The sequence below is a fragment of the Salmonella enterica subsp. arizonae genome, assembly GCF_008692845.1.
GTDB classification, from domain to species: Bacteria; Pseudomonadota; Gammaproteobacteria; order Enterobacterales; family Enterobacteriaceae; genus Salmonella; species Salmonella arizonae.
The window spans coordinates 1-19919 of record NZ_VXJW01000007.1 but is presented as its reverse complement, the minus strand read 5'-3'; the positions used below and the strand labels follow the sequence as shown (position 1 = coordinate 19919).

Sequence of the window (19919 nt, the reverse complement as noted above, 5' to 3'; positions counted from 1 at the left end):
GGGAATGTCCTGAAAAATAATACGGAGCGCCAGTATAGATAACCTCCGTCACGGGCAGAAATGAATTAAAATCATTGCAGGCATAGTTGGAAGGAATAATCATGGATATCAGAACGCTGCGTTATTTTGTCGAGGTGGTGCGCCAGCAAAGTTTCACCCGCGCAGCGGAGAAATTATTTGTCACCCAGCCCACCATCAGCAAAATGCTGAAAAACCTTGAAGATGAGCTTAACTGTACGCTACTGATCCGCGACGGACGCAAGTTGCTGTTGACCGATACCGGACGCGTGGTGTTTGAACGCGGCCTGGCGATCCTCGCTGAGTTTCATCAGTTAGAGGCCGAGCTGAGCGATATTAACCATCTGAATAAGGGTTTGCTGCGGCTTGGTATTCCCCCAATGGTCGGCATGTTGATGGCCGGGCCAATCAGTCTGTTTCGCCAGCGCTACCCTGGCGTTGAACTCAAAATTTCGGAGTTTGGCGGTCTGACGGTGCAGCAGGCGGTAATGAACGGCGAGCTGGATATCGCGATGACCGCGCTTCCGGTGGATGAAGCGAGCGGGCTGTCGACGTTATCGCTGTTCAGCCATCCGCTGTGCGTGCTGGTCCCCCGCTCCGGTCAGTGGACAACGTGCGACGCCATCGCGCCTGAGGCTCTGGCGGAGCATCCTCTTCTTATCTACAACGAAGACTTTGCCCTGAGCCGCCAGTTGATGACCTTATTTAGCCAGCATGACGTAAAACCACGGATTGCAGTCCGAAGCGGGCAATGGGATTTTCTGGCCGCCATGGTGCAAGCGGGCGTCGGCATCGCCATTTTGCCGGAGCCGATTTGTCAGCGCCTGGATAAGGCCACGCTACGCTGGCTGCCGCTGGAAAGCGTTCTACGCTGGCAGTTGGGCATGATTTGGCGAGAGGGCGTGTATCTATCGCACAGCGCCCGGGCATGGTTAACCTGTTGCGAAGGGTTTTGGTTAAAATCATAGTCGTGCTCCCAGGCCCGCTAAGCATAGCGCCACCGGGCCACAAGGACTATTGATTTTCTATCAGCAGCGCTTCCATCAAATCCAGGTCATGCAGCAGCTTTTGCAATGTTTCATTGCTGATTTCTCGCGTGGCGCGCAGATGATACAACTCGGCGCGTTCGGAACGCAGCGCGGCAAGACGGAAACGCCGCTCCAGATTTTCTTCCTGTATGGAGCTTTCGACATCGTTTCGCCCATCGGCCCGGCGACGTAAGTTACCAATGACGCGAGAGCTTACTTCGGTAAGCAGTTGATTATCTATGTTTTCTTCGGTATCCGCCGCCAGACGCTCCTCCATTTTTTGAATGGTAACAATCGCCGCTTCCGCCGTCGCCGCGCGAGCGATACGTTCCTCTTTCAACTGTTGCGCATGATCGGCGACTTCCAGGTGTTGCAGCAACAGCGGCAACATGACGACACCGACAAATAACGAGAACAAAATGACACCAGCCGCCAGGAATACCAGTTCATAACGCGCCGGAAACCCACTGCCATTCGGTAAAAGTAACGGTATAGAGAGCACACCAGCCAATGTGATCGCCCCACGAACGCCAGCGAAGGAAGCAATCAGAATTTCACGCGACGTCCAGGTGGCAAACTCCATCGGTTTCTTCTTCAAAAAGCGCAGGCTGAACTTTTTCATGGTCCACAGCCAGCCGAAGCGAACCAGCATTAATGCCGCATAAATCAGCACGATATCGGTAAAGAGCATCCAGGTTTCGACATTCGGGTCAGCTTCCGCCGCCGCCAGCGAAGATTCCAGAATACCCGGCAATTGCAGTCCCAACAGCAGAAAGACCATGCCGTTGAAGACAAACTCCAGCATCGCCCAGGTACTGTTAGCACGCAAACGCATTGCCAACGGCGCGCGGCGCATGACGCCGGAACGGGTGATGGTCATCCCAGCGGCAACCGCGGCCAGGATGCCTGATAAGCCAACATGCTCGGCAATCAAATAAGACGCGAAGGGCAGCAGAAACAGCAAGACGATTTGCGTCGCGGGCTCATCGCCGCCCCAGCGGCTCAAAAAACGTAAGGATCGGCCATACAGCCAACTGACCACAAAACCCGCCAGAATACCGCCGATAGCGACCTTAAAAAATTCCAGCGTCGCGCCGCCGACGGTAAACACCATTGTCCCCATCGCAACCGCCACGGCGAATTTCAGCGATACCAGACCGGAGGCGTCGTTCATTAACGCCTCTCCCTGCAGGATGCCCATGATTTTTTTCGGGATACGCCCCTCGCCCACAATACCGGAGAGCGCCACCGCATCGGTCGGCGACAGCACGGCGGCCAGCGCAAAAGCGGGGATCAGCGGAATGCCAGGCACCAGCCAATAAATGAGGAATCCAATCCCAACGACCGTCACCAGCACCAGCGCCAGCGCCAGGCCGAAAATCTCTCGTCCATGTTCAAGAAATTCACGGGTCGGCGTTTTCCAGCCATCCGCAAACAGCAGAGGCGGAATAAACAGCACGAGGAAGAGCTCCGGGTCGAATTCCACATGCAAACCAAACGTCGGCCACGCCAACAGCGCGCCAGCGGCGATCTGCATAAGGGGTAAAGGAAGCTGGAAGGGTAATACACGCGTAAATACCCCCGACAGCGAGACCACAAGGGTCATGATGAGTATTGTAAAGAAAATTTCCATGCGTTCCCTGTTTGCGATGTTTTTTATGATGGAGAGAGGCATCATGCCTCGGTTTCACCTTCTTCAGATTAACGCAAAAGGTAACGTGATGTGTCCTGAAAATGAAAACGGGCGGCCAACGCCACCCGTTTTTCAGAACGAAGGTAGAACTAGATAGCCCAGCCGCCAGCATAAAAAGCGACCAGCGCGACCGCAATGACGACAGTCCCGATATTCAGTTTACGCCATTCGCCGGAAACCACACGCCCGACGACCAGCGTGGCAAAGCCGATCATAATCCCGGTGACAATGTTACAGGTCAGTACAATAAATACGGCTGTCACCAGCCCCGCCATCGCATCGACGAAATCAGCAAAATCGATTTTCGCCACGTTGCTCAGCATCAGCAGACCGACATACATGAGCGCCGGGGCGGTTGCATAGACGGGAACGAGATAAGAGAGCGGCGAAAGAAACAGGATCAGTAAAAACAGCACGCCCACGGTAATCGCCGTCAGGCCCGTTTTGCCGCCCGCCGCCGTACCGGCCGCAGACTCAATATACACCGCGGCTGGCGCCGCCCCGACCAGGCCGGAGAAAACGCTACTCAGGGAGTCGGTGGTTAGCGCTTTACCGCCATCGATAATTTGTCCGTCTTTGTCCAGCAGATTAGCCTGCCCTGCGACCGCACGGATCGTCCCGGTCGCATCAAATACCGCCGTCATCACCAGCGCCAGTACGCTTGGCAGGACGACAGGGTTTAACGCGCCCATAATATCCAGGCTGCCGATCAGCGAGTTGCCGTTTTCATCGCTCAACGAAGGCATGGCGAAAATGCCGGAAAAATGGACGCCAGGATCGAAGAGCAAACCCACAATAGAAATGCCAATAATGGTCAACAGAATGCCGCCGGGGACTTTCAGTTTTTCCAGACCGAGAATAACGGCCAGCCCCACTAACGACATGATCACCGGGAAGGTGTCGAAATCGCCCAACGCGACCGGCAGGCCATCCAGCGGGTTTTTAATGACCAGGCCCACGCCGTTGGCGGCGATCAGCAGTAAAAACAGGCCAATCCCGATACCTGTTCCGTGGGCCACGCCCTGCGGCAAATTACGCAAAATCCAGCTACGAATGCCGGTGGCAGAGATAATGGTAAACAGCACGCCCATCAGGAATACGGCGCCAAGCGCGACCGGAACGCTAATCTGCTGCCCCAATACCAGGCTAAACGCGGTGAACGCCGTCAGCGAGATAGCGCAACCGATAGCCAGCGGCAGATTCGCCCATAGCCCCATAACAATAGAGCCGACGCCTGCGACCAGGCAGGTCGCCACAAAAACGGCGGCAGGCGGGAACCCGGCTTTACCCAGCATCCCCGGCACCACGATGACGGAGTAAACCATCGCGAGGAACGTCGTTAAGCCAGCAACGACTTCCTGACGAACGGTGCTCCCGCGTTGTGAAATTTTAAACCAGGCGTCGAGTGAACCGCCGGTACGCGCTGAAGGCGTAGACATAGAAAACATCCCCTGAGAATTTATTTTTCGTCGGTATGCGTGGGAGATAATCCACTAACAGCGCAACGTTATCTCCTTATGCTACGTTTACGACAACCGGGGCGCAGCAAAAAAGCAAACGTTTAGCTCCACGCATACAAAACGGGTGGCAAAAAAAAGCAAACGATTATCCAGCGATCGTAAACGCTTTTTCAACTGAACTTTGCCGCTTTTTATGCTTTTCTTTTTATTATGCTCAATAAATCGCCAGACGATGCGCAAACGTTATCGTCACTGCGCAATCCGGCAACAATTTTTCGCATCATTGTTAGCAAATTTGTTGCGCAAACGGCTCACAAAAACGTCATTATTCACCGGGGATAGCAAACGGACCGCCCTGCTGAATCGCTCGCTGCCGGGCAGGACGCCTTTCTACCCGCGCTTTCCATGCGCCGATATGGTCGAGATTAGCGATCCCGCCTTGGGCAAGCAGCGCAAACAGCGGGAAACTCATCTGAATATCCGCCATACTTAACTGCTCCCCGACGAACCAGGGGTGATTTGCCAGATGCCCGGCAATAAAACGCGCATGGATTTCTAGTTGCGGATTGATGTACGCTTTTTGCACGCCCTTGCCGATGACGCCGCCCAACGTTCGCAGGCCTAACGGCACCGGCGGCTTACCCAAAACGAGGTAAAGAGCAGCTTCATCAGTAGCAATGGCATTAGCGACCCCTCAGCGTAATGTAGCCAGAATCGATAATGTTGTTTTCTCTGCGCATTCGCAGGCTTAAAGCGCCCGATACCGTCGTAAGTTTCCTGCAAATATTCCAGGATGACGCCCGACTCCGCAATAATCATACCGTGTTCTTCGATAACCGACGACTTGCCCAGCGGATGCACTTTTTTCAATTCAGGCGGCGCCAGCATCGTCTTTTCACGCTGCTAGCGCACAATCTGGTAAGGCAACGCCAGCTCTTCCAGCGCCCAGAGAATGCGTTGCGAGCGAGACTGATTTAAATGATGCACCGTCAGCATGAGTGTCTCCTGTAAGGTATGCCAACTAACTATAGAAAATTATGGCAGTTGCCGTAAAAATTTCGGCTAAAAATTCAGCATTTCGCTGGTGAACAGGGCGCCGTCGCTTACACTACAGTATCAACACAAACCGGAGCCTCCACCATGTGCTCAATATGAGGAGTGTGGACGTTGGGTGAAACCCTACTGTAAATCAGCGGGATAGAGCGAAAGATAAAGACCGGAAACAAACTAAAGCGCCCTTAGCGACGCTTTAGTTTTAGGGGGATTATCTGATGGCCTGTTATGTTCTGCGCCATCTGGGTTAATCATCTTCAAGCAGCCGGGCGCCCGTACCTTGTTCGCCAAGCCTGTCGCCCGGATTTCGCAGCGGACAGTCGCTACGAGATAAACAACCGCAGCCGATACAACCATCCAGCTCATCACGCAACGCTACCAACGTATGGATACGCCGATCTAACTCTTCCCGCCACTGCGAAGAGAGCTGCCTCCACTCTTTTGCACTCAATGTATGCCCTTCCGGCAATATACCGAACGCTTCACCGATAGTTGCCAGCGGAATGCCGATACGCTGGGCGATCTTGATAATCGCGACATAACGCAACACATCACGCTTGTATCGTCGCTGGTTGCCGCGATTACGGATACTGGTAATTAACCCTTTGCTTTCATAAAAGTGCAGGGCGGACACGGCAACGCCGCTACGTTTTGCGACGTCACCCGGCGTAAGTAAGGCTTTTAAACGGGGGGATTTTTTTTCCATAAATCGCTTTACCTCAAGTTAACTTGAGGAATTATACTCGCCCACAGATAAAACGACGAATCGAATACGGTTTAAGAGGCAGCAATATGTCGCATCAGCAGATAATTCAGACCCTTATTGAATGGATTGATGAACATATCGACCAACCGCTAAACATTGATGTAGTGGCAAAAAAATCGGGTTATTCTAAGTGGTATTTGCAGCGGATGTTCCGAACGATAACGCATCAAACCTTAGGCGAGTATATTCGCCAGCGCCGTCTCCTGCTGGCGGCCGTTGAACTACGGACGACCGAGCGTCCGATTTTTGATATCGCGATGGACCTGGGCTACGTATCGCAACAAACCTTCTCGCGTGTATTCCGCCGCGAGTTCGATCGTACCCCCAGCGATTACCGTCACCGCCTGTAGGGCATCTGCCCGCGTATCGTCAGAGGCGCGGGCGTTTGTTGTAGCCAGACGATGAATTCATGCGGCGGCAACACTTTCGCATAGCAGGCTGGAAGCCAAATATTGTTTTGATAATATCAGAATTATGCCCAGGTAAACGGCGGGCTATAAATTTTTATCCATTTCTTTTGATAAATAACTTGATATTTCTATCCGGTCTAAATTTCACGGCAAAAATAAAAAGTTGTAATAATACATCTTTACTTTCTGACGGTTTCTCTTCGGACGTTCAGAAAGTACATAAAAGGTATGGTTATAAAACGCACAAAAAATACGTTGTTGATCTGGTGAACAATCATTCTTATGTGATATAGTTCACAAAATCAATGAAACAGAAACAGTGTTTCATTCGATATTGATGTGACGTCCGTTGAGAGCCAGAATGTCCCACGCTTCTTGGGAGCAACGCCGCGCTGTCCTGGACAAAAGCCTATTCAGAGGAAATGTTTCATGGCTACCATAACCACTGGTGTCGTTCTTCTTCGTTGGCAACTGTTGAGCGCAGTGCTCATGTTTTTAGCCAGCACACTCAATATTCGTTTCCGTAAATCAGATTATATTGGTCTGGCGGTGATCAGTAGCGGTCTGGGCGTAGTATCCGCCTGCTGGTTTGCCACAGGTTTACTCGGTATCACTATGATGGATCTCGCCGCAATCTGGCATAACATTGAAGCCGTTATGGTCGAAACGATGAGTCATACCCCGCCAGAATGGCCGATGGTGCTAACCTGAAGCACTATCGCTGCCCGGTAAAGTCGCCCAAAGCGGATTTTCAACGCCTCCCTTTGCTAAACGATGGTGTGCTCCCTGGAGGGCATCATCGAAAGCGACTTATCCTAACTTCACGCTTTATTTATATCAAAATCTTATGTTTCGCTTTGACTGTAACGTAATAATAATGATAAGGAACACCATAAAACATCAATAATAGACATATATTATATATTATTGTGCCACCCACCATTTTTTTACTTTTAGTTCACAGCAGTTGTCCTATATTATAACACCATATATTTTTATGGTGAGCCTGAAACAGGCTGTTCATGCACAGTTTTTGATAGTATTACAGGAATAATCTAAACCGTTATTTTTAACATCGCGGTTTTGATCCCCTAACATATTGCTTCCTAACGAATTCTGAGAAGATCCCGGATAATAATTATAGAATTTTAAAGTATTAGTTGTTCTGTATATGCAAATGTTTTCAAAATTAATTGACTACTATTTTTTAATTAATAAGGCATGTGGACATGTTAAAGAGGATAAAAAATAGTAAGTCCATAATATTAAATCGATTAAAGATGGAGCTGGGCTGATAGCGCTGGCGTAATAAAGGTAACAGACTTACAATGAAAGACAAGGTGAATAAAAATATCCATTCCGCTACCAGCAGTCATATTTCCACGATAGGTATGACCACGAATTCTTCTGGATACACAAGATCCAATAAAATAGTGGTTGTTGGCCCCTGTGAAGCGGAAGTAATCGGCATTATAGCATTATTACAACACGATGGCTTTCAGGTATGTCAAGGAAAAGGGGTTAAGTTGGATGCTGGCGATTTACTTATAGTCACTTTGAGTACCGTTCCGCTACTAGGTTGGTGGAGACATCTGGAATATCTTCATATTTTAAAACGTAAAGGGAAATATCAGATGTTGGCTATTATTCCAACTGATTTGAAAGAAATCATGTTACGCCAGAGTATCTGCCCAATAATTGAGGGGGGAGAAACACTGGCCCAACTACATAATGCTTTACTCGTAGCAGCAGAAACATGGAAAAAAGGCTCCCTCCCAAGAATTAACCGGAGAAAAAATACTCCAGACCGCAAGTTAACGGCAGGGCAAGCCCGTGCAATATATAATCTTCTTGAAGGGGAATATATCGACAGTAAAACTCAATATAGCCAACGTTATCTTGCCCTTGAACGTCTTGGCTTTTCTGGAACAGCGCAATTTTCATTATTTACAGCAGGAATTGGTAACGTAATTCAACGTCATAATTTTATTTTTTAAAATATATCGCTGTCAGTGAAATATAAATTCACCACGCAATAAAAATAATAATATTTATATTAGTTTATAAAAATATATTTACTTGTGGGGTTGGTGTAAATGAGTCTTATTCCCCATTAAGAAAAAATGATGGTGATTATGCTGCTTATTGCCCACTAAATTTTCCGTATGTTATCTGGTTTACACACTCCAGTTATTTTTCATATTTCAAAGGATATCTGACAACCTAAGATATTAGGCCGAACGGTAATTATGTCTTACTTATACAATTATACCTCCACACTATACACACCTGCATGTAAATAATATAATTATAAATTTCATGGACTTACAATGAAAGACATGCCATAGCTGGCAGGTTATATTTACTCACTTCAAAATATAGTCACTGGTGCCACTAGTGGTATTAAATAGCATCCCGAGATAATCTTTTTCGCAGCTTTTTTAGATGTCTATATTTTATATTTTTATGTCCTTCTCTCTCTTTTCACGTTAAAAATAAGCGGTGTAAAATGCAATTCGTTATTTTAATGTGTAAAATTTTAAAATAATCTAATCTATAAAATAAGATTGTGTCAATATTAAACTAAGCAAATAACCAAATAATATAGTTAGCACGCTTATCAAAAAACACACACCATCACAAAAAAAGCATTGAGATTTATAATTTATATAATTCTTCATTATTTCTATATTATCCAACATATTTATTATTGACACTCCTCTAAATGAATGTAAGAAGAGAATAAGATGTCTAAACAAAATGAGCATTTTGTAAAACAAGTTTCAACAGGTATTTTTGACGATAAGATGACAAACCTTGAAATATCGTTACCTTTTTGTTTTTTTTTATACACTAAGGATAGACCTTTTTATATATCTTTCAGTGGTGACATATTAAAAATCAATAAAGGGCAGGCGATTTTTATAAAAAAGTCTGTTCCTTTCTCTGTATTGTTGAATTGGGGGAAAATGGAAAATGGACTCGTACGTAATGATATTGTGTCGTTAAAAATACCTCAGCAAGCAATAATAGAGTATAATCGACACTATATTTATAAAGATCAAAATGAACCAAGGGCTTGGGCATCCAATGATTATATCATAATCAACTTTTCACATGAGCAAACTGAGGATTACACATTAATTAATGCATTAATTGAAAGTTTCCCAGTCACAGCAACCGGAGAAATATTATATGATCATGTCGATGAAGCAAAGTACATGCTAATATTATCTTTAATCAAGCAAAAAAATGCGGCATTAGAAGATATGATTTTATCTTACTCTTCCTTAACAACTTCGGAGAAAGTAGCCAGCTTAATAATGAGCGATTATAGCAAAAATTGGCAAAGTAAAGACCTGGCAATGCAAATGAACATGAGTGTATCTACTTTTAAGAAAAAAATGTATAAGGATACCGGTTCTGTTAGTTCTTACATAACAAAAATAAAAATGATTGAAGCATTACGGCAGTTAAGACGTACTAACCGTCCAATAAATTCTATAGCTATTTCCCTTGGCTATACATCATCTTCTTACTTTACCAGTGTATTTAAAAAGCACTTCAAGATTTTTCCTTCGGAGGTAAGGAAGAATGATGGTAACCCGACAGAAGGTAGTACTGAAAATTATCCTTGAACAAGTGGCTATATCTATAGGCTTAATCATGCACTGATATTTCATCGAGCCTGATATATCAAAGATATTTTTGGAACGTTACACCATGCTAGCTTTTTTATTTATCGCTGGCTAACTTGGATCATTATCTCGACTCGTTACAATTGGGTAATAGCAATAGAATTATTCAAAACAGGCCAGATCAATAGAATTGATATGGCCTGTTTTATAAAAATAATTTTTCTATCGCTAAAAATGGAATATTGTATTTAACCCATTAATTTTTCAGGAGTGCAATCCCGAATCACTTTTCCCCCTTTCATCACCAATACTCTATCAAAGTATTTTATAAGATAACGACGGTGAGTAATCATAATGAGTGTGTTCCCTTGAATAAACTCATCCAGGTTATCAAAAATTTGTTTTTCTGTGTTCTCATCCAAATTTGATGTTGGCTCATCCCACAAAAACACACTAGCATCACTACTTAAACTACGAGCTAATAATAATTGCTGTTGCTGGCCAGACGAAAGGTTTTTAGCCATAAAGTTTACAGGAAACTTTAACCCCATAGGATGCTGTAAAATGAAACCACAATTCGTTATATGAAGAGCTTTCAATACCCGTCCCCTGTCATTTTGTGGTTTTAATGCAAAATTACTTTCAACAGTCCCAGTAAACAAAACATCATGGGTTGTAACGACACTTAAATGTTGTGAGAAAAAATTCTGGGAGAGGTGCCCTAGATTATACCCATCGTACAAAATGGCACCATCTGTAGGTGAAAGGTAGCCAGATAACAGCCCCAATAATGAACTTTTCCCTGCGCCACAATCACCTATAATTGCAACTCGTTGTCCGGAAGGAATGTCTATAGATAAACGGTTAATAATAACTGAAGATTGCGCATCATATTGGTAGCTAACACCACGAATAGAAATCTCACCCTCACACTTTGAAATTGACTGTAACGCTGGTGTCTTTTCTTCCTGATCTTCATCAAAGAAAGAAAGCAAGTCCTTACCCGTTTTTTCTGCTGACAATATAGAGATTAATGTAGATGAAAAGTTGGAGGTGATCCCCGAGATACGTCCAGAAACGATAACTGAAGATACAATTGCACCAGTGGTAATATCACCTTTAATTACCATAAAAAAAGCTATTATCATTATTGTTATTTGAGTAATAGATGACATACTTCCTAATATTGATTGATAGATAAGATTTAGCTTTCTTATCTTAAGATTAAGATATGACTGTTCGTTTGATGTATTAACCCAATCAAATAGTAAGCCCTGATTGTTTAATGTATGGATCATTTTAATTGATAAAAACACTTCCGATATGAAAACATTTCTGTTCTTTTGGCCTTCTTTTTGTTTATTCATCAACTCATTGGTATAATGATGGTTAACAATGGACAAAATAATAGAGATTATAAAAACAATAATGGGAACAACCACTACCCATCCTAAATTCACATAAATAACAGCGATAAATATCAAAAAAATTGGGATATCGGCTATACGTTGAAAAACAGAATTCAATAAAATAGGTTTAACCTTCTGAAACTCATTCCACAGAACAAATGCTGATGACATTGATTTACCGTTTTTCTTTTTACCATAAAGCACCGCCTCGAGAAACGAGATATCAATATCGACGTCATCTTGTCTGGCCGTTATAGATTGGTAAATATCTTTTGACGTACGTAGAATAAACTCAAAAACGATAAATACAGCTACAATAATAGCGACACCAAATAAAGACGAAACAGAAGCACTTGGAATAAGCTTGTCATAAAACAAATTACTAAAAACTGGAATTGTCAGCGCAAAAATTGCCATAAACAAAGATGAAAAAAAGTATTTTGTATAAAAAACCTTGTTCATTGATAAAGAGTTTTTAATAATATTATTCACTCTTATACTATCAACAACTTTATTTAAGGGAAGTATACTAAATGCAGATAGTTTTTTTAGATACTCATCAGGTATCTCTACATAACACAGTTCCCCTCGGGCATTTACTAATTTAATTTTTTGCCCACCGCTGATACATACCATCCATTTCATTTCAGGGGTCAGTAGTAAAATGGGCATAGGTTCATTTAATAGATCTTCGCCACTACTAAATAATATATCCTGTAAAGAAAGTCCTAATGACAAGAAAAAATTCTTCATTTGTATTGAGTCATCGGTATTATTTCTATCATATTTTTTAAATCGAATATTTATATCTTCCTCTTTAATGTCTATTTTTATATTGAATTTTTTTGAAACTATAGACAATGCATTTTCTGCACTTAAATAATATGGTTCTAGCTTTGTATCCATAAATAGATCATTCCCCTCACCTGACGGTGAGGGGCCTCATTATGTTATGCGTGTTCTTCTTGATTATCTACAGGGAGACTTACTTCACTAATAGTGAATATCTCAACAGCACCATTATTATGGTGTGTTACAGCACTTTCTGGGGCTGAGACGTTAACTTCATCCTCGGTGTTGCTTCTTTCACCCATGGAATTAACTATATCTGCCGAAGAATGATCAACTGAGAATGTTTTTTCCTTAATCAGATAATCAGCATCTTTATCGATGAATTTCACATCTATAGTATACTCACCATCATTCAAAGGTACTGGCACCTCAAATATTGCCTTCTGATTATTAATCGGCAAATCAATCTCTTCTCCTTCGAACATAACACTAACATTCACAATATTATCAGGTACTGATATTGCAAAAGATGGTGTCTGACTAATAGAACGTTCAGTTACATCACCAGACTCGGTATTTAATAATACGATGTTATAGGCATCCTCCTGCGCAGCCACTTCTCCAACCGCAGACATCATTGAAAACATAGCTGGGCTATGATTTTTTTCACTTTCAATGCTGACCATTTCAGATTCCGGTTGAGCTACATCGGTTGCCATGGCGAACTCACTAACATCGCCTGCCTCAACAGGCGCTGTCGCTGTTATAGTAGAATCAACCGTCACCGTCAGCGATGATGACTGCTGCGTGTTCCCCGCACCGTCCACCACCGTCACACTCAGCGTGTAGTTACCATCACTCCAGGCTGCTGACGGACTGAAGCTCCAGCCATCATCCCCCTTCGTGACCGGATAGGTGTCGGTGGTTCCGTTATGCGCCACGCTGACGGTCACTCCGGTCACATCCGCGTCAATATGCTGCAGGGTAAACTTCGGCTGGGTGTGATTCGTCACGTTATCGCTGTCTGGCGCGCCGGTATCCTCACCTGCCGCCAGCGCAATCTCCGGCACCTTCAGCGTACTGTCGATCGTGATAGTAATCGGTAACGAGTTTTTCTGATTACCCGCCGCGTCATTCGCAGTTACCGATATCGTATAGGTACCATCAGCTAAAGCTATATCTGGCGTAAAGAACCAGACGCCATCCGCTCTTTTTTCAGCATTATATGCTATCCCGTTAATATCTATTTGAACGTTAACGATATCGCTTTCTAAATTTCCGATAATAAAGGTAGGTTGTTTATCTTGCGTAATATTGTCATTTTTAGAACCACTATTCGAATCTACCGCTAACGAAATAGTCGGTATCTCTCTTATTAAATCGACAGAGACAACATCACTGGTGTTACCAATTCGATCTGTACTTGATATAGTAAATATCCCTTCTGATGGATAAGGAATAGCCATACTCCAGTTCCCGTTATCAGGAACGGTTAATATATATATATTTCCCTCGCTGTCAGTTATCGTTAATTTTGATTTTGCTTCGCCCGTCCCTTTCATAATGACGAGATCATCGACAATGTCCGAATATGTTATAGCAGGGACTGCCGGTGCAACGCGATCGATGAATATTTCACGGATCTCTTCTCTCCTGTTTCCGGCGTTGTCCTCAATACTCAAAGTGATATCGTATTTCCCTTCCGGAAGCCGATCGGTCGACAGTTCCCACTTACCATTAGCCGCAACGACTGTCGTTGCCAATGTGACACCTGCCAGCACTAGTGATACCGTCGCGCCAGCCTCTCCCAGACCTCTCATAGTGATAAGGGTATTATTACTCCACCAGTCATTTTGCGACGATGATTTATTGTCATCAAGTTCACTGGTAAAGTCCTCAATCATCGTGTCCACCCAGATAGAGAAACTTTTCTCGTTTACATTACCTCCACGGTCCGTAGATTTTATTTTTATCTCCAGAAGACCTTGAGAGAGATAAACAGGGTTGACTGGCATCTGCCATTCTCCTGTCTTACTAACCAAAACTTGGCCTACGTTTAGCCCATTGATAGTTAAATCCATTAAACTATCAGGCTCCGCACTTCCGCGAAAAATTATATTATGAGTAGTATCTGTTATATATATTTTACCATCGCTGCCGGTCATCTCCGCTAGTGTATGACCATCAATGGACTCTATCACCACAGGGGTTTTATTCGATGTATCTATTGAAAAATCTAGTGTTTTAGATGTTGCAGTGTTACCTGCCTTATCGGTAATGACATAATAAATATTATGAGAACCGTCACCCAATGGAGCCACAGGTTGATAAACCTGGTTTTTGTCTGTCACAGTGACCGTATCGACTAGCTTGCCATCAATGTAAATTTGGACACTCTGGTTAAACTCACCGTTGATACTAAACTGAGGTCTGGTTTGACTTGTTACGCCGTCGTTAATATACATACCATTATCAGATCCCGCTGTCAGCGTAGGAGGTTCAATGTATGTACTGGTATCTATCGTAACGATTAAGCGAGGTGATTCCGCCCTGTTACCAGCGGTATCTTCCGCAACAACACGAATGGAGTATTCACCATCTTTCAGAGAATTATCAAATTGATATGACCATCTTCCATCATCTTGAACGAGGATATTTGCCACAATTTTTTCATCAACATAAAAATGGATTGTAGCACCCGCTTCCGCAGTACCAACAAAGGATGGCGTATTATGATTAGTAATCAGATCGTCAACCAGACCTGAGTTACTCGAATCTTCAAGGGTTATTGTTGGAAATTCGGTTGATGAATCGACATCGACACTGAAATTTTTGCTCGCCTGGGTGTTTCCAGCAATGTCAGTAATGCTGAAATGAATCTTAAACGTACCATCATCTTGCAGCAATATCGGAGCACGCCAGGAACCATCAGCCTCAACCATGACCACATTGACCAGCTTATTATCGACAAAGATGCTTACCTGAGCGCCTGCCTCACCTTGCCCAGCGACTGATAATGCCCGACTATTTGATATAGTCGGTAATGAACCTTCATCAATAGTAAACACAGCAATTTCAGAATCGATCGTCACTGTCGCAACAGCAGATTCAGTTCGGTTGCCGGCTATATCGGTAGCAACAAATTGCACATGATAGTTACCATCGGCGCTATTCGCTGGCATGGTATAACTAACATTACCTGCAGAATTAGCTTCTACCGTAGCTTGCAATACATCATTAATATAAACCTGTACTGTTGCTCCAGGTTCGGTCATTGCGACTAGCTCTGGCGATTTATCGTTGGTAATGAGATCATATTTATCACCACTATTACTATCTCGGCTTAAAGAAATAGCACTGATTTCGATCTGCGTGTCATATTCTACTAAAAGTTCTTTTTGTTGACTATTGCCCGCTTTATCTACTGACTCAACAACAAAGATATTATTACCGTTACTCAGATCTAACTCTGCACTCCAATGTCCATCACTTCCTACTTCAAAAGTAGTAACAACGACTCCTCCCTGAGTTTTAATAGTTAAGGTACTTCCTGCCTCCGCAGTACCATCTATATTTACATGTGATTTATTGGTGATCCAGTCTCCCAGTTTACCCGAATCATCAACTTCTCGCAGTGTCACTGTTAACGGTTCAATTACCGTATCCAATGTTATTTCCTGAGGACCAAATTCTTTAACATTTCCTGCAATGTCTTCAACTTTGAACGTTAATACGTAATTACCATCATTCCCTAAAGTAGGTAATATAACGCCCCAATGCCCGCCTGCAGTAGTATAAGCAGCAGCCTTTTCAACCCCATTAACAAAAACCGTAATTTTACTGTTTGGTTCGCTTATGCCACTAATCTCCGGCGTTACAGTATTAATATATTTGTCTTCATGTATCCCAGATATATGCCATTCAAGGTCAGCGACCTGAGTATCAATAACGAGGCTAACGGCTGCTGAGCGAATTTCTTCATTGACGCGTGGATTTAATATACCAACTTCCACAACGTACGTCCCGTCAGGCTGTTCCTGCATCTGGAAGGCATATCGACCTGCGGTATCCGATGTTGCCTCGCCAACTTTCTTACCGTCGATATAAATGCTGACAATAGTATTGGGTAATGTGCTCCCAATAAGAGTCGGCGTTTTATCGTTAGTAATAAAGTCCCCCAATGCCCCGCTATCACTATCATCACTTAGCTTAATCGTAGGAGGGGTTACATCAATAACAGGTATTACGACTGGAAAGTCAACTTGTGACGATTCATTACCCGCTTTATCTTTGGCAACGATACTAATGACATAAGAACCTGGTGTTAATATTGATGGGGGAGTCCAACTCCATTCGCCATTCGAATTCGCATTGGCTGAGCCGATAACTTTGCCATCCCACTGGATCATAATCGTTGAGAATGCTTCAGCGATCCCCTTGAACTCAGGTCGCAGGCTGGTAGCTTCATGCATATCATCAATTGATGAATCCGTAAGCTGAATTGTTGGATCGGGCGTTACCGTATCGATAGTAAATCTATCTTGCGCCTCCGCTGTATTTCCTGCAACGTCTGTTGAGACAACTTTAATTGTGTAGGTACCATCTGCCAGGGCATCTGGCGTCATACTCCAGTTACCATCAACACCAACCGTGACCAGTTTTTTCAACACCTCATGACCTGATGTATCATCGATAATGGTAATAACAAGTTTTGCATCCGGTTCCGCAGTACCGCCGAATTTAGGACTTTTTCTGTTAGTGAGATTATCACTATTAGAACTTCCCGTATCTGATGTGGGATCCATTCGAACACTAACACTTGTTGCCGTATCAATGGTAAATGGTAGTTTCGTCTCGGATATATTACCTGCAAGATCTCTGAAGACGACAACCGCTTCGTAGACACCATCTTTTAGCGCCACAGGAACCTGGAATGTCCCGGTGTTACTGCCATCCAGAGTAATAGGATAAGAGACACCGTTAATTTTTATCGTAACAGTGTCAATATCGGTAGGAATATCACTAATAATGAAACGTGGTTTAGTGACATTGGTAATATTATCTACAGCGCTTTCACCGGAGTCATCGGCATCCAACAAATCAACATCAGGCACAGGTACAGTCGTATCTATAGTGAACGATATCTCCTGGTTAATAGTATTGCCAGCAATATCTTCAGCAGTGACCTCTAGTTTATAATGTCCATCAAGTAATGGTATTTCGGGAGTGTATATCCACTTATTACCCATCCCTTTGTTGAGAGTGGTGACGTTCCCATTTAACGTCACCGTTACAACCTGTAGCGATTCTCTGGCTGAGATTTCAAAACGCGGCGATGTAATATTGGTTATACGGTCTGCCGCGTCATTCCCTGTATCATCCAGCATGGTAATGTTAAGGCCATCAACATGTGTATCCACCGTAAATGCAAGACTGGAATTAGCCGTATTTCCTGCCCGATCCGTTGCCTGCACATGGAGTACATAATGACCTTCTAATAGAGCGCTACCCGCCGTAAAGTCCCACTGTCCGGCTGCATTCTTACTTGCCGGGCTCCAGATAACACCGTCGAAAGAAACCAATACTTTGGTCACATCATCAGGTGTTACAATATTAAACGATGGACGAGCAACATTAGTGATTCTATCGCTATCATTAACACCACTATCGGTTGTTAATGAAACCCTGTCAATTTGTACCTGGGTATCTATTTCAACCTGCAGTTCAGATGATGTTTTTGTATTACCCGCAATATCTGTCACTGTAACAGTAAGCGTATGATGACCATCTGTCAGCGGCTTATCTGGTGTAAATGTTAATTTAGCACCATTATTTTCGATGATATAATCCCGACCATCAAGATGAATAACGATATGTGACACATCATTATCCACATTGCCAATAATAAATGTCGGCTTATTAATATTAGTAATATTGTCATTACTGTCATCGCCAGTATCCTGCGTAGGGTCAAGCACAATATTTGGCTCACGCAGCGTGGTATCAACCGTAAAATTAAGCGTTTGTTGTGCAACGTTACCGGCAACATCGACAACTTCCACTAATAGTGAATGTTGACCGTCAGGTAATGCAGTTCCTACATTAAATTCCCAGTGTCCTTCAACACTCTGCGTTAAATCAATCCAATTACCCGTATTATCGATTTTAACGCGTACCTGTACAGTATCATTAGCAGCCACAATTTCAAACTGCGGCTTGTTTACGTTGGTTATATTATCTGAAGAGCTATCACCGCTATCTGTTAATAGCGTTACGCTATTAATTTCGGCTCTCGTATCTACCATTATAGATAACGGTTGAGATGTCGCTATATTCCCTGCTTTATCCTCAATAGTAACGCTCACATTATAAGAACCATCAGGAATCGCATTATCCGGTCTGAACTCCCATGCCCCCCCCACTTTAGTAGCGTTATAAGTATTGGTACCAATAGTTACCATTACCTTAATAACATCGGCATCAACATTGCCAATAACAAAAGTGGGCCGTGAAATATTCGTAATATGGTCGGAAGTATTCGCTCCAGTATCCTGTCCGGCCCCCAAAGCAATTGTCGGAATCTGTAAGTGAGTATCGATATTAAAGACTAAATCTTTGCTCGCAACGTTACCTGCTGTATCTGTAGCCTCGATACGAAGCGTATGTTGCCCATCAGTCAGATTATTTGTGCTTGCAAAAATCCACTGTCCATCCGCATTTCGCCGTATCGGAATCCAGGTTGTGCCGCCATCAAGAGTAGCGCGCATCTGGGCAACATCCGCAGGAACCTCAACTCTGAATGATGGTTTAGCGTTATTCGTTAATTGATCACCGAGAACGCCAGTGTCATTAAGCAACACGATATTGTTGATAGTGGTCGTAGTATCAATACGGACATCTAATGGCGCAGATTCTTTTACATTCCCCGCCCGATCTTCTACAACAACAGCTAATTGATATAAGCCATCCGCCCAACTCACAGAAGGACTGAAACGCCATTTACCATTGTTAAATACCGCCGCTTCCTCATGAGAGCTACCGTTATGAGTAACCCTGACCATAACGTGCAAGGCATCAGAATCAATATGACTCAAGTCAAATACCGGATGATCGTGGTTAGTAAGCTGATCGCCAACCACGCCGCTGTCTTCGCCATTAGCCAACGCAATTACCGGGGTACTCAACGTACTATCTATCGTTACCGTTAAAGGAGCGGATGTCGTTTTGTTACCCGCCGTATCAGTTACCGTCACGGTCAATTTATAACTACCATCGTTTAATGCCGCGTCAGGTCGATAACGCCATCCATCAGCCGATTCGGTTAAAATAATGTTTTTAAATGTACCGTTATGCTCAATCTGTAATTCAACTCTTTGGACATCATTATCGATATGGCCCAAAACAAAAACCGGCTGAGTTAAACTGGTCAGATTATCATTCTTACTTTGCCCGGTATCCTGATCTGGCGCTAATTCAATGGTTGGCGTTGACAGCGTGGTGTCAATGGTGAAATCCAGCGTCCGCGTCGCCGTATTGCCCGCAATATCGGTCGCCTCCACCGTCAGCACGTGCGCGCCTTCGGTCACATCGGACGACCAGGTATAACTCCAGACGCCTGCCGATGCCTTCGTCGCATCCATCCACGTCTTACC

Annotated in this window: 10 protein-coding genes and 2 pseudogenes; 5 read left to right on the top strand and 7 right to left on the bottom strand. The window is 44.0% G+C overall.

From position 1 onward, the window contains the following. The first annotated feature begins 101 nt into the window (after positions 1-101). On the top strand, positions 102-986 hold the full coding sequence (locus F4V61_RS14130; RefSeq protein WP_038397180.1) for a LysR family transcriptional regulator: 885 nt from the start codon (positions 102-104) through the stop codon (positions 984-986). A 46-nt stretch (positions 987-1032) separates the two neighbouring features. Here F4V61_RS14130 and F4V61_RS14125 read toward each other — a convergent pair whose 3' ends face one another. From F4V61_RS14125 to soxR, 4 genes and pseudogenes are all read right to left on the bottom strand, one after another. Then, positions 1033-2679 carry a Na+/H+ antiporter gene (locus tag F4V61_RS14125; protein WP_000402187.1) on the bottom strand — a complete coding sequence of 549 codons (1647 nt, stop codon included), beginning with the start codon at positions 2677-2679 and terminating at the stop codon, positions 1033-1035. A 149-nt stretch (positions 2680-2828) separates the two neighbouring features. Then, the gene (gene ghxP / locus F4V61_RS14120) at positions 2829-4178 is read right to left on the bottom strand and encodes a guanine/hypoxanthine transporter GhxP (RefSeq protein ID WP_000106909.1); all 1350 of its coding nucleotides are present in this window, start codon (positions 4176-4178) and stop codon (positions 2829-2831) included. Between the two features lie 346 nt (positions 4179-4524). Next, positions 4525-5195 (bottom strand): annotated as a pseudogene (locus tag F4V61_RS14115) (glutathione S-transferase family protein). 304 nt (positions 5196-5499) lie between these two features. Further along, positions 5500-5958, bottom strand: coding sequence for a redox-sensitive transcriptional activator SoxR (gene soxR, locus F4V61_RS14110; protein WP_038397181.1), 459 nt, complete (start codon positions 5956-5958; stop codon positions 5500-5502). Between the two features lie 86 nt (positions 5959-6044). On the opposite strand from soxR, the gene soxS reads away from it, so the two are divergent. Next, positions 6045-6368 carry a superoxide response transcriptional regulator SoxS gene (gene soxS / locus F4V61_RS14105; RefSeq protein ID WP_000019482.1) on the top strand — a complete coding sequence of 108 codons (324 nt, stop codon included), beginning with the start codon at positions 6045-6047 and terminating at the stop codon, positions 6366-6368. Here the strand turns inward: soxS and F4V61_RS22430 are convergent. Further along, positions 6356-6451: pseudogene (locus F4V61_RS22430) on the bottom strand (hypothetical protein); the annotation flags it as partial. The gene soxS and the pseudogene F4V61_RS22430 overlap by 13 nt on opposite strands. Positions 6452-6857: 406 nt before the next feature. On the opposite strand from F4V61_RS22430, the gene F4V61_RS14100 reads away from it, so the two are divergent. From F4V61_RS14100 to F4V61_RS14090, 3 genes are all read left to right on the top strand, one after another. Next, complete coding sequence (locus F4V61_RS14100; RefSeq protein WP_000201428.1) at positions 6858-7139, top strand: YjcB family protein; 282 nt, start codon at positions 6858-6860, stop codon at positions 7137-7139. A 617-nt stretch (positions 7140-7756) separates the two neighbouring features. Then, a complete protein-coding gene (locus F4V61_RS14095) occupies positions 7757-8425 on the top strand; it encodes a hypothetical protein (protein WP_079827944.1) in 669 nt (222 codons plus the stop codon). Between the two features lie 750 nt (positions 8426-9175). Then, positions 9176-10066 carry a helix-turn-helix transcriptional regulator gene (locus F4V61_RS14090; RefSeq protein WP_080161083.1) on the top strand — a complete coding sequence of 297 codons (891 nt, stop codon included), beginning with the start codon at positions 9176-9178 and terminating at the stop codon, positions 10064-10066. A 248-nt stretch (positions 10067-10314) separates the two neighbouring features. On the opposite strand, the gene F4V61_RS14085 is transcribed toward F4V61_RS14090, so the two are convergent. Both F4V61_RS14085 and F4V61_RS14080 read right to left on the bottom strand, forming a co-directional pair. Beyond that, positions 10315-12381, bottom strand: coding sequence for an ATP-binding cassette domain-containing protein (locus tag F4V61_RS14085; RefSeq protein WP_000379943.1), 2067 nt, complete (start codon positions 12379-12381; stop codon positions 10315-10317). 44 nt (positions 12382-12425) lie between these two features. Beyond that, positions 12426-19919 (bottom strand): Ig-like domain-containing protein (locus F4V61_RS14080; protein WP_211359254.1); only part of this gene is annotated, 7494 nt, incomplete at its 5' end.

Excerpts from the sequence above, each read along its gene's own strand:
- F4V61_RS14130 (WP_038397180.1), top strand. The coding sequence starts at position 102 with ATGGATATCAGAACGCTGCGTTATTTTGTCGAGGTGGTGCGCCAGCAA.
- F4V61_RS14125 (WP_000402187.1), bottom strand. The coding sequence starts at position 2,679 with ATGGAAATTTTCTTTACAATACTCATCATGACCCTTGTGGTCTCGCTG.
- ghxP (WP_000106909.1), bottom strand. The coding sequence starts at position 4,178 with ATGTCTACGCCTTCAGCGCGTACCGGCGGTTCACTCGACGCCTGGTTT.
- soxR (WP_038397181.1), bottom strand. The coding sequence starts at position 5,958 with ATGGAAAAAAAATCCCCCCGTTTAAAAGCCTTACTTACGCCGGGTGAC.
- soxS (WP_000019482.1), top strand. The coding sequence starts at position 6,045 with ATGTCGCATCAGCAGATAATTCAGACCCTTATTGAATGGATTGATGAA.
- F4V61_RS14100 (WP_000201428.1), top strand. The coding sequence starts at position 6,858 with ATGGCTACCATAACCACTGGTGTCGTTCTTCTTCGTTGGCAACTGTTG.
- F4V61_RS14095 (WP_079827944.1), top strand. The coding sequence starts at position 7,757 with ATGAAAGACAAGGTGAATAAAAATATCCATTCCGCTACCAGCAGTCAT.
- F4V61_RS14090 (WP_080161083.1), top strand. The coding sequence starts at position 9,176 with ATGTCTAAACAAAATGAGCATTTTGTAAAACAAGTTTCAACAGGTATT.
- F4V61_RS14085 (WP_000379943.1), bottom strand. The coding sequence starts at position 12,381 with ATGGATACAAAGCTAGAACCATATTATTTAAGTGCAGAAAATGCATTG.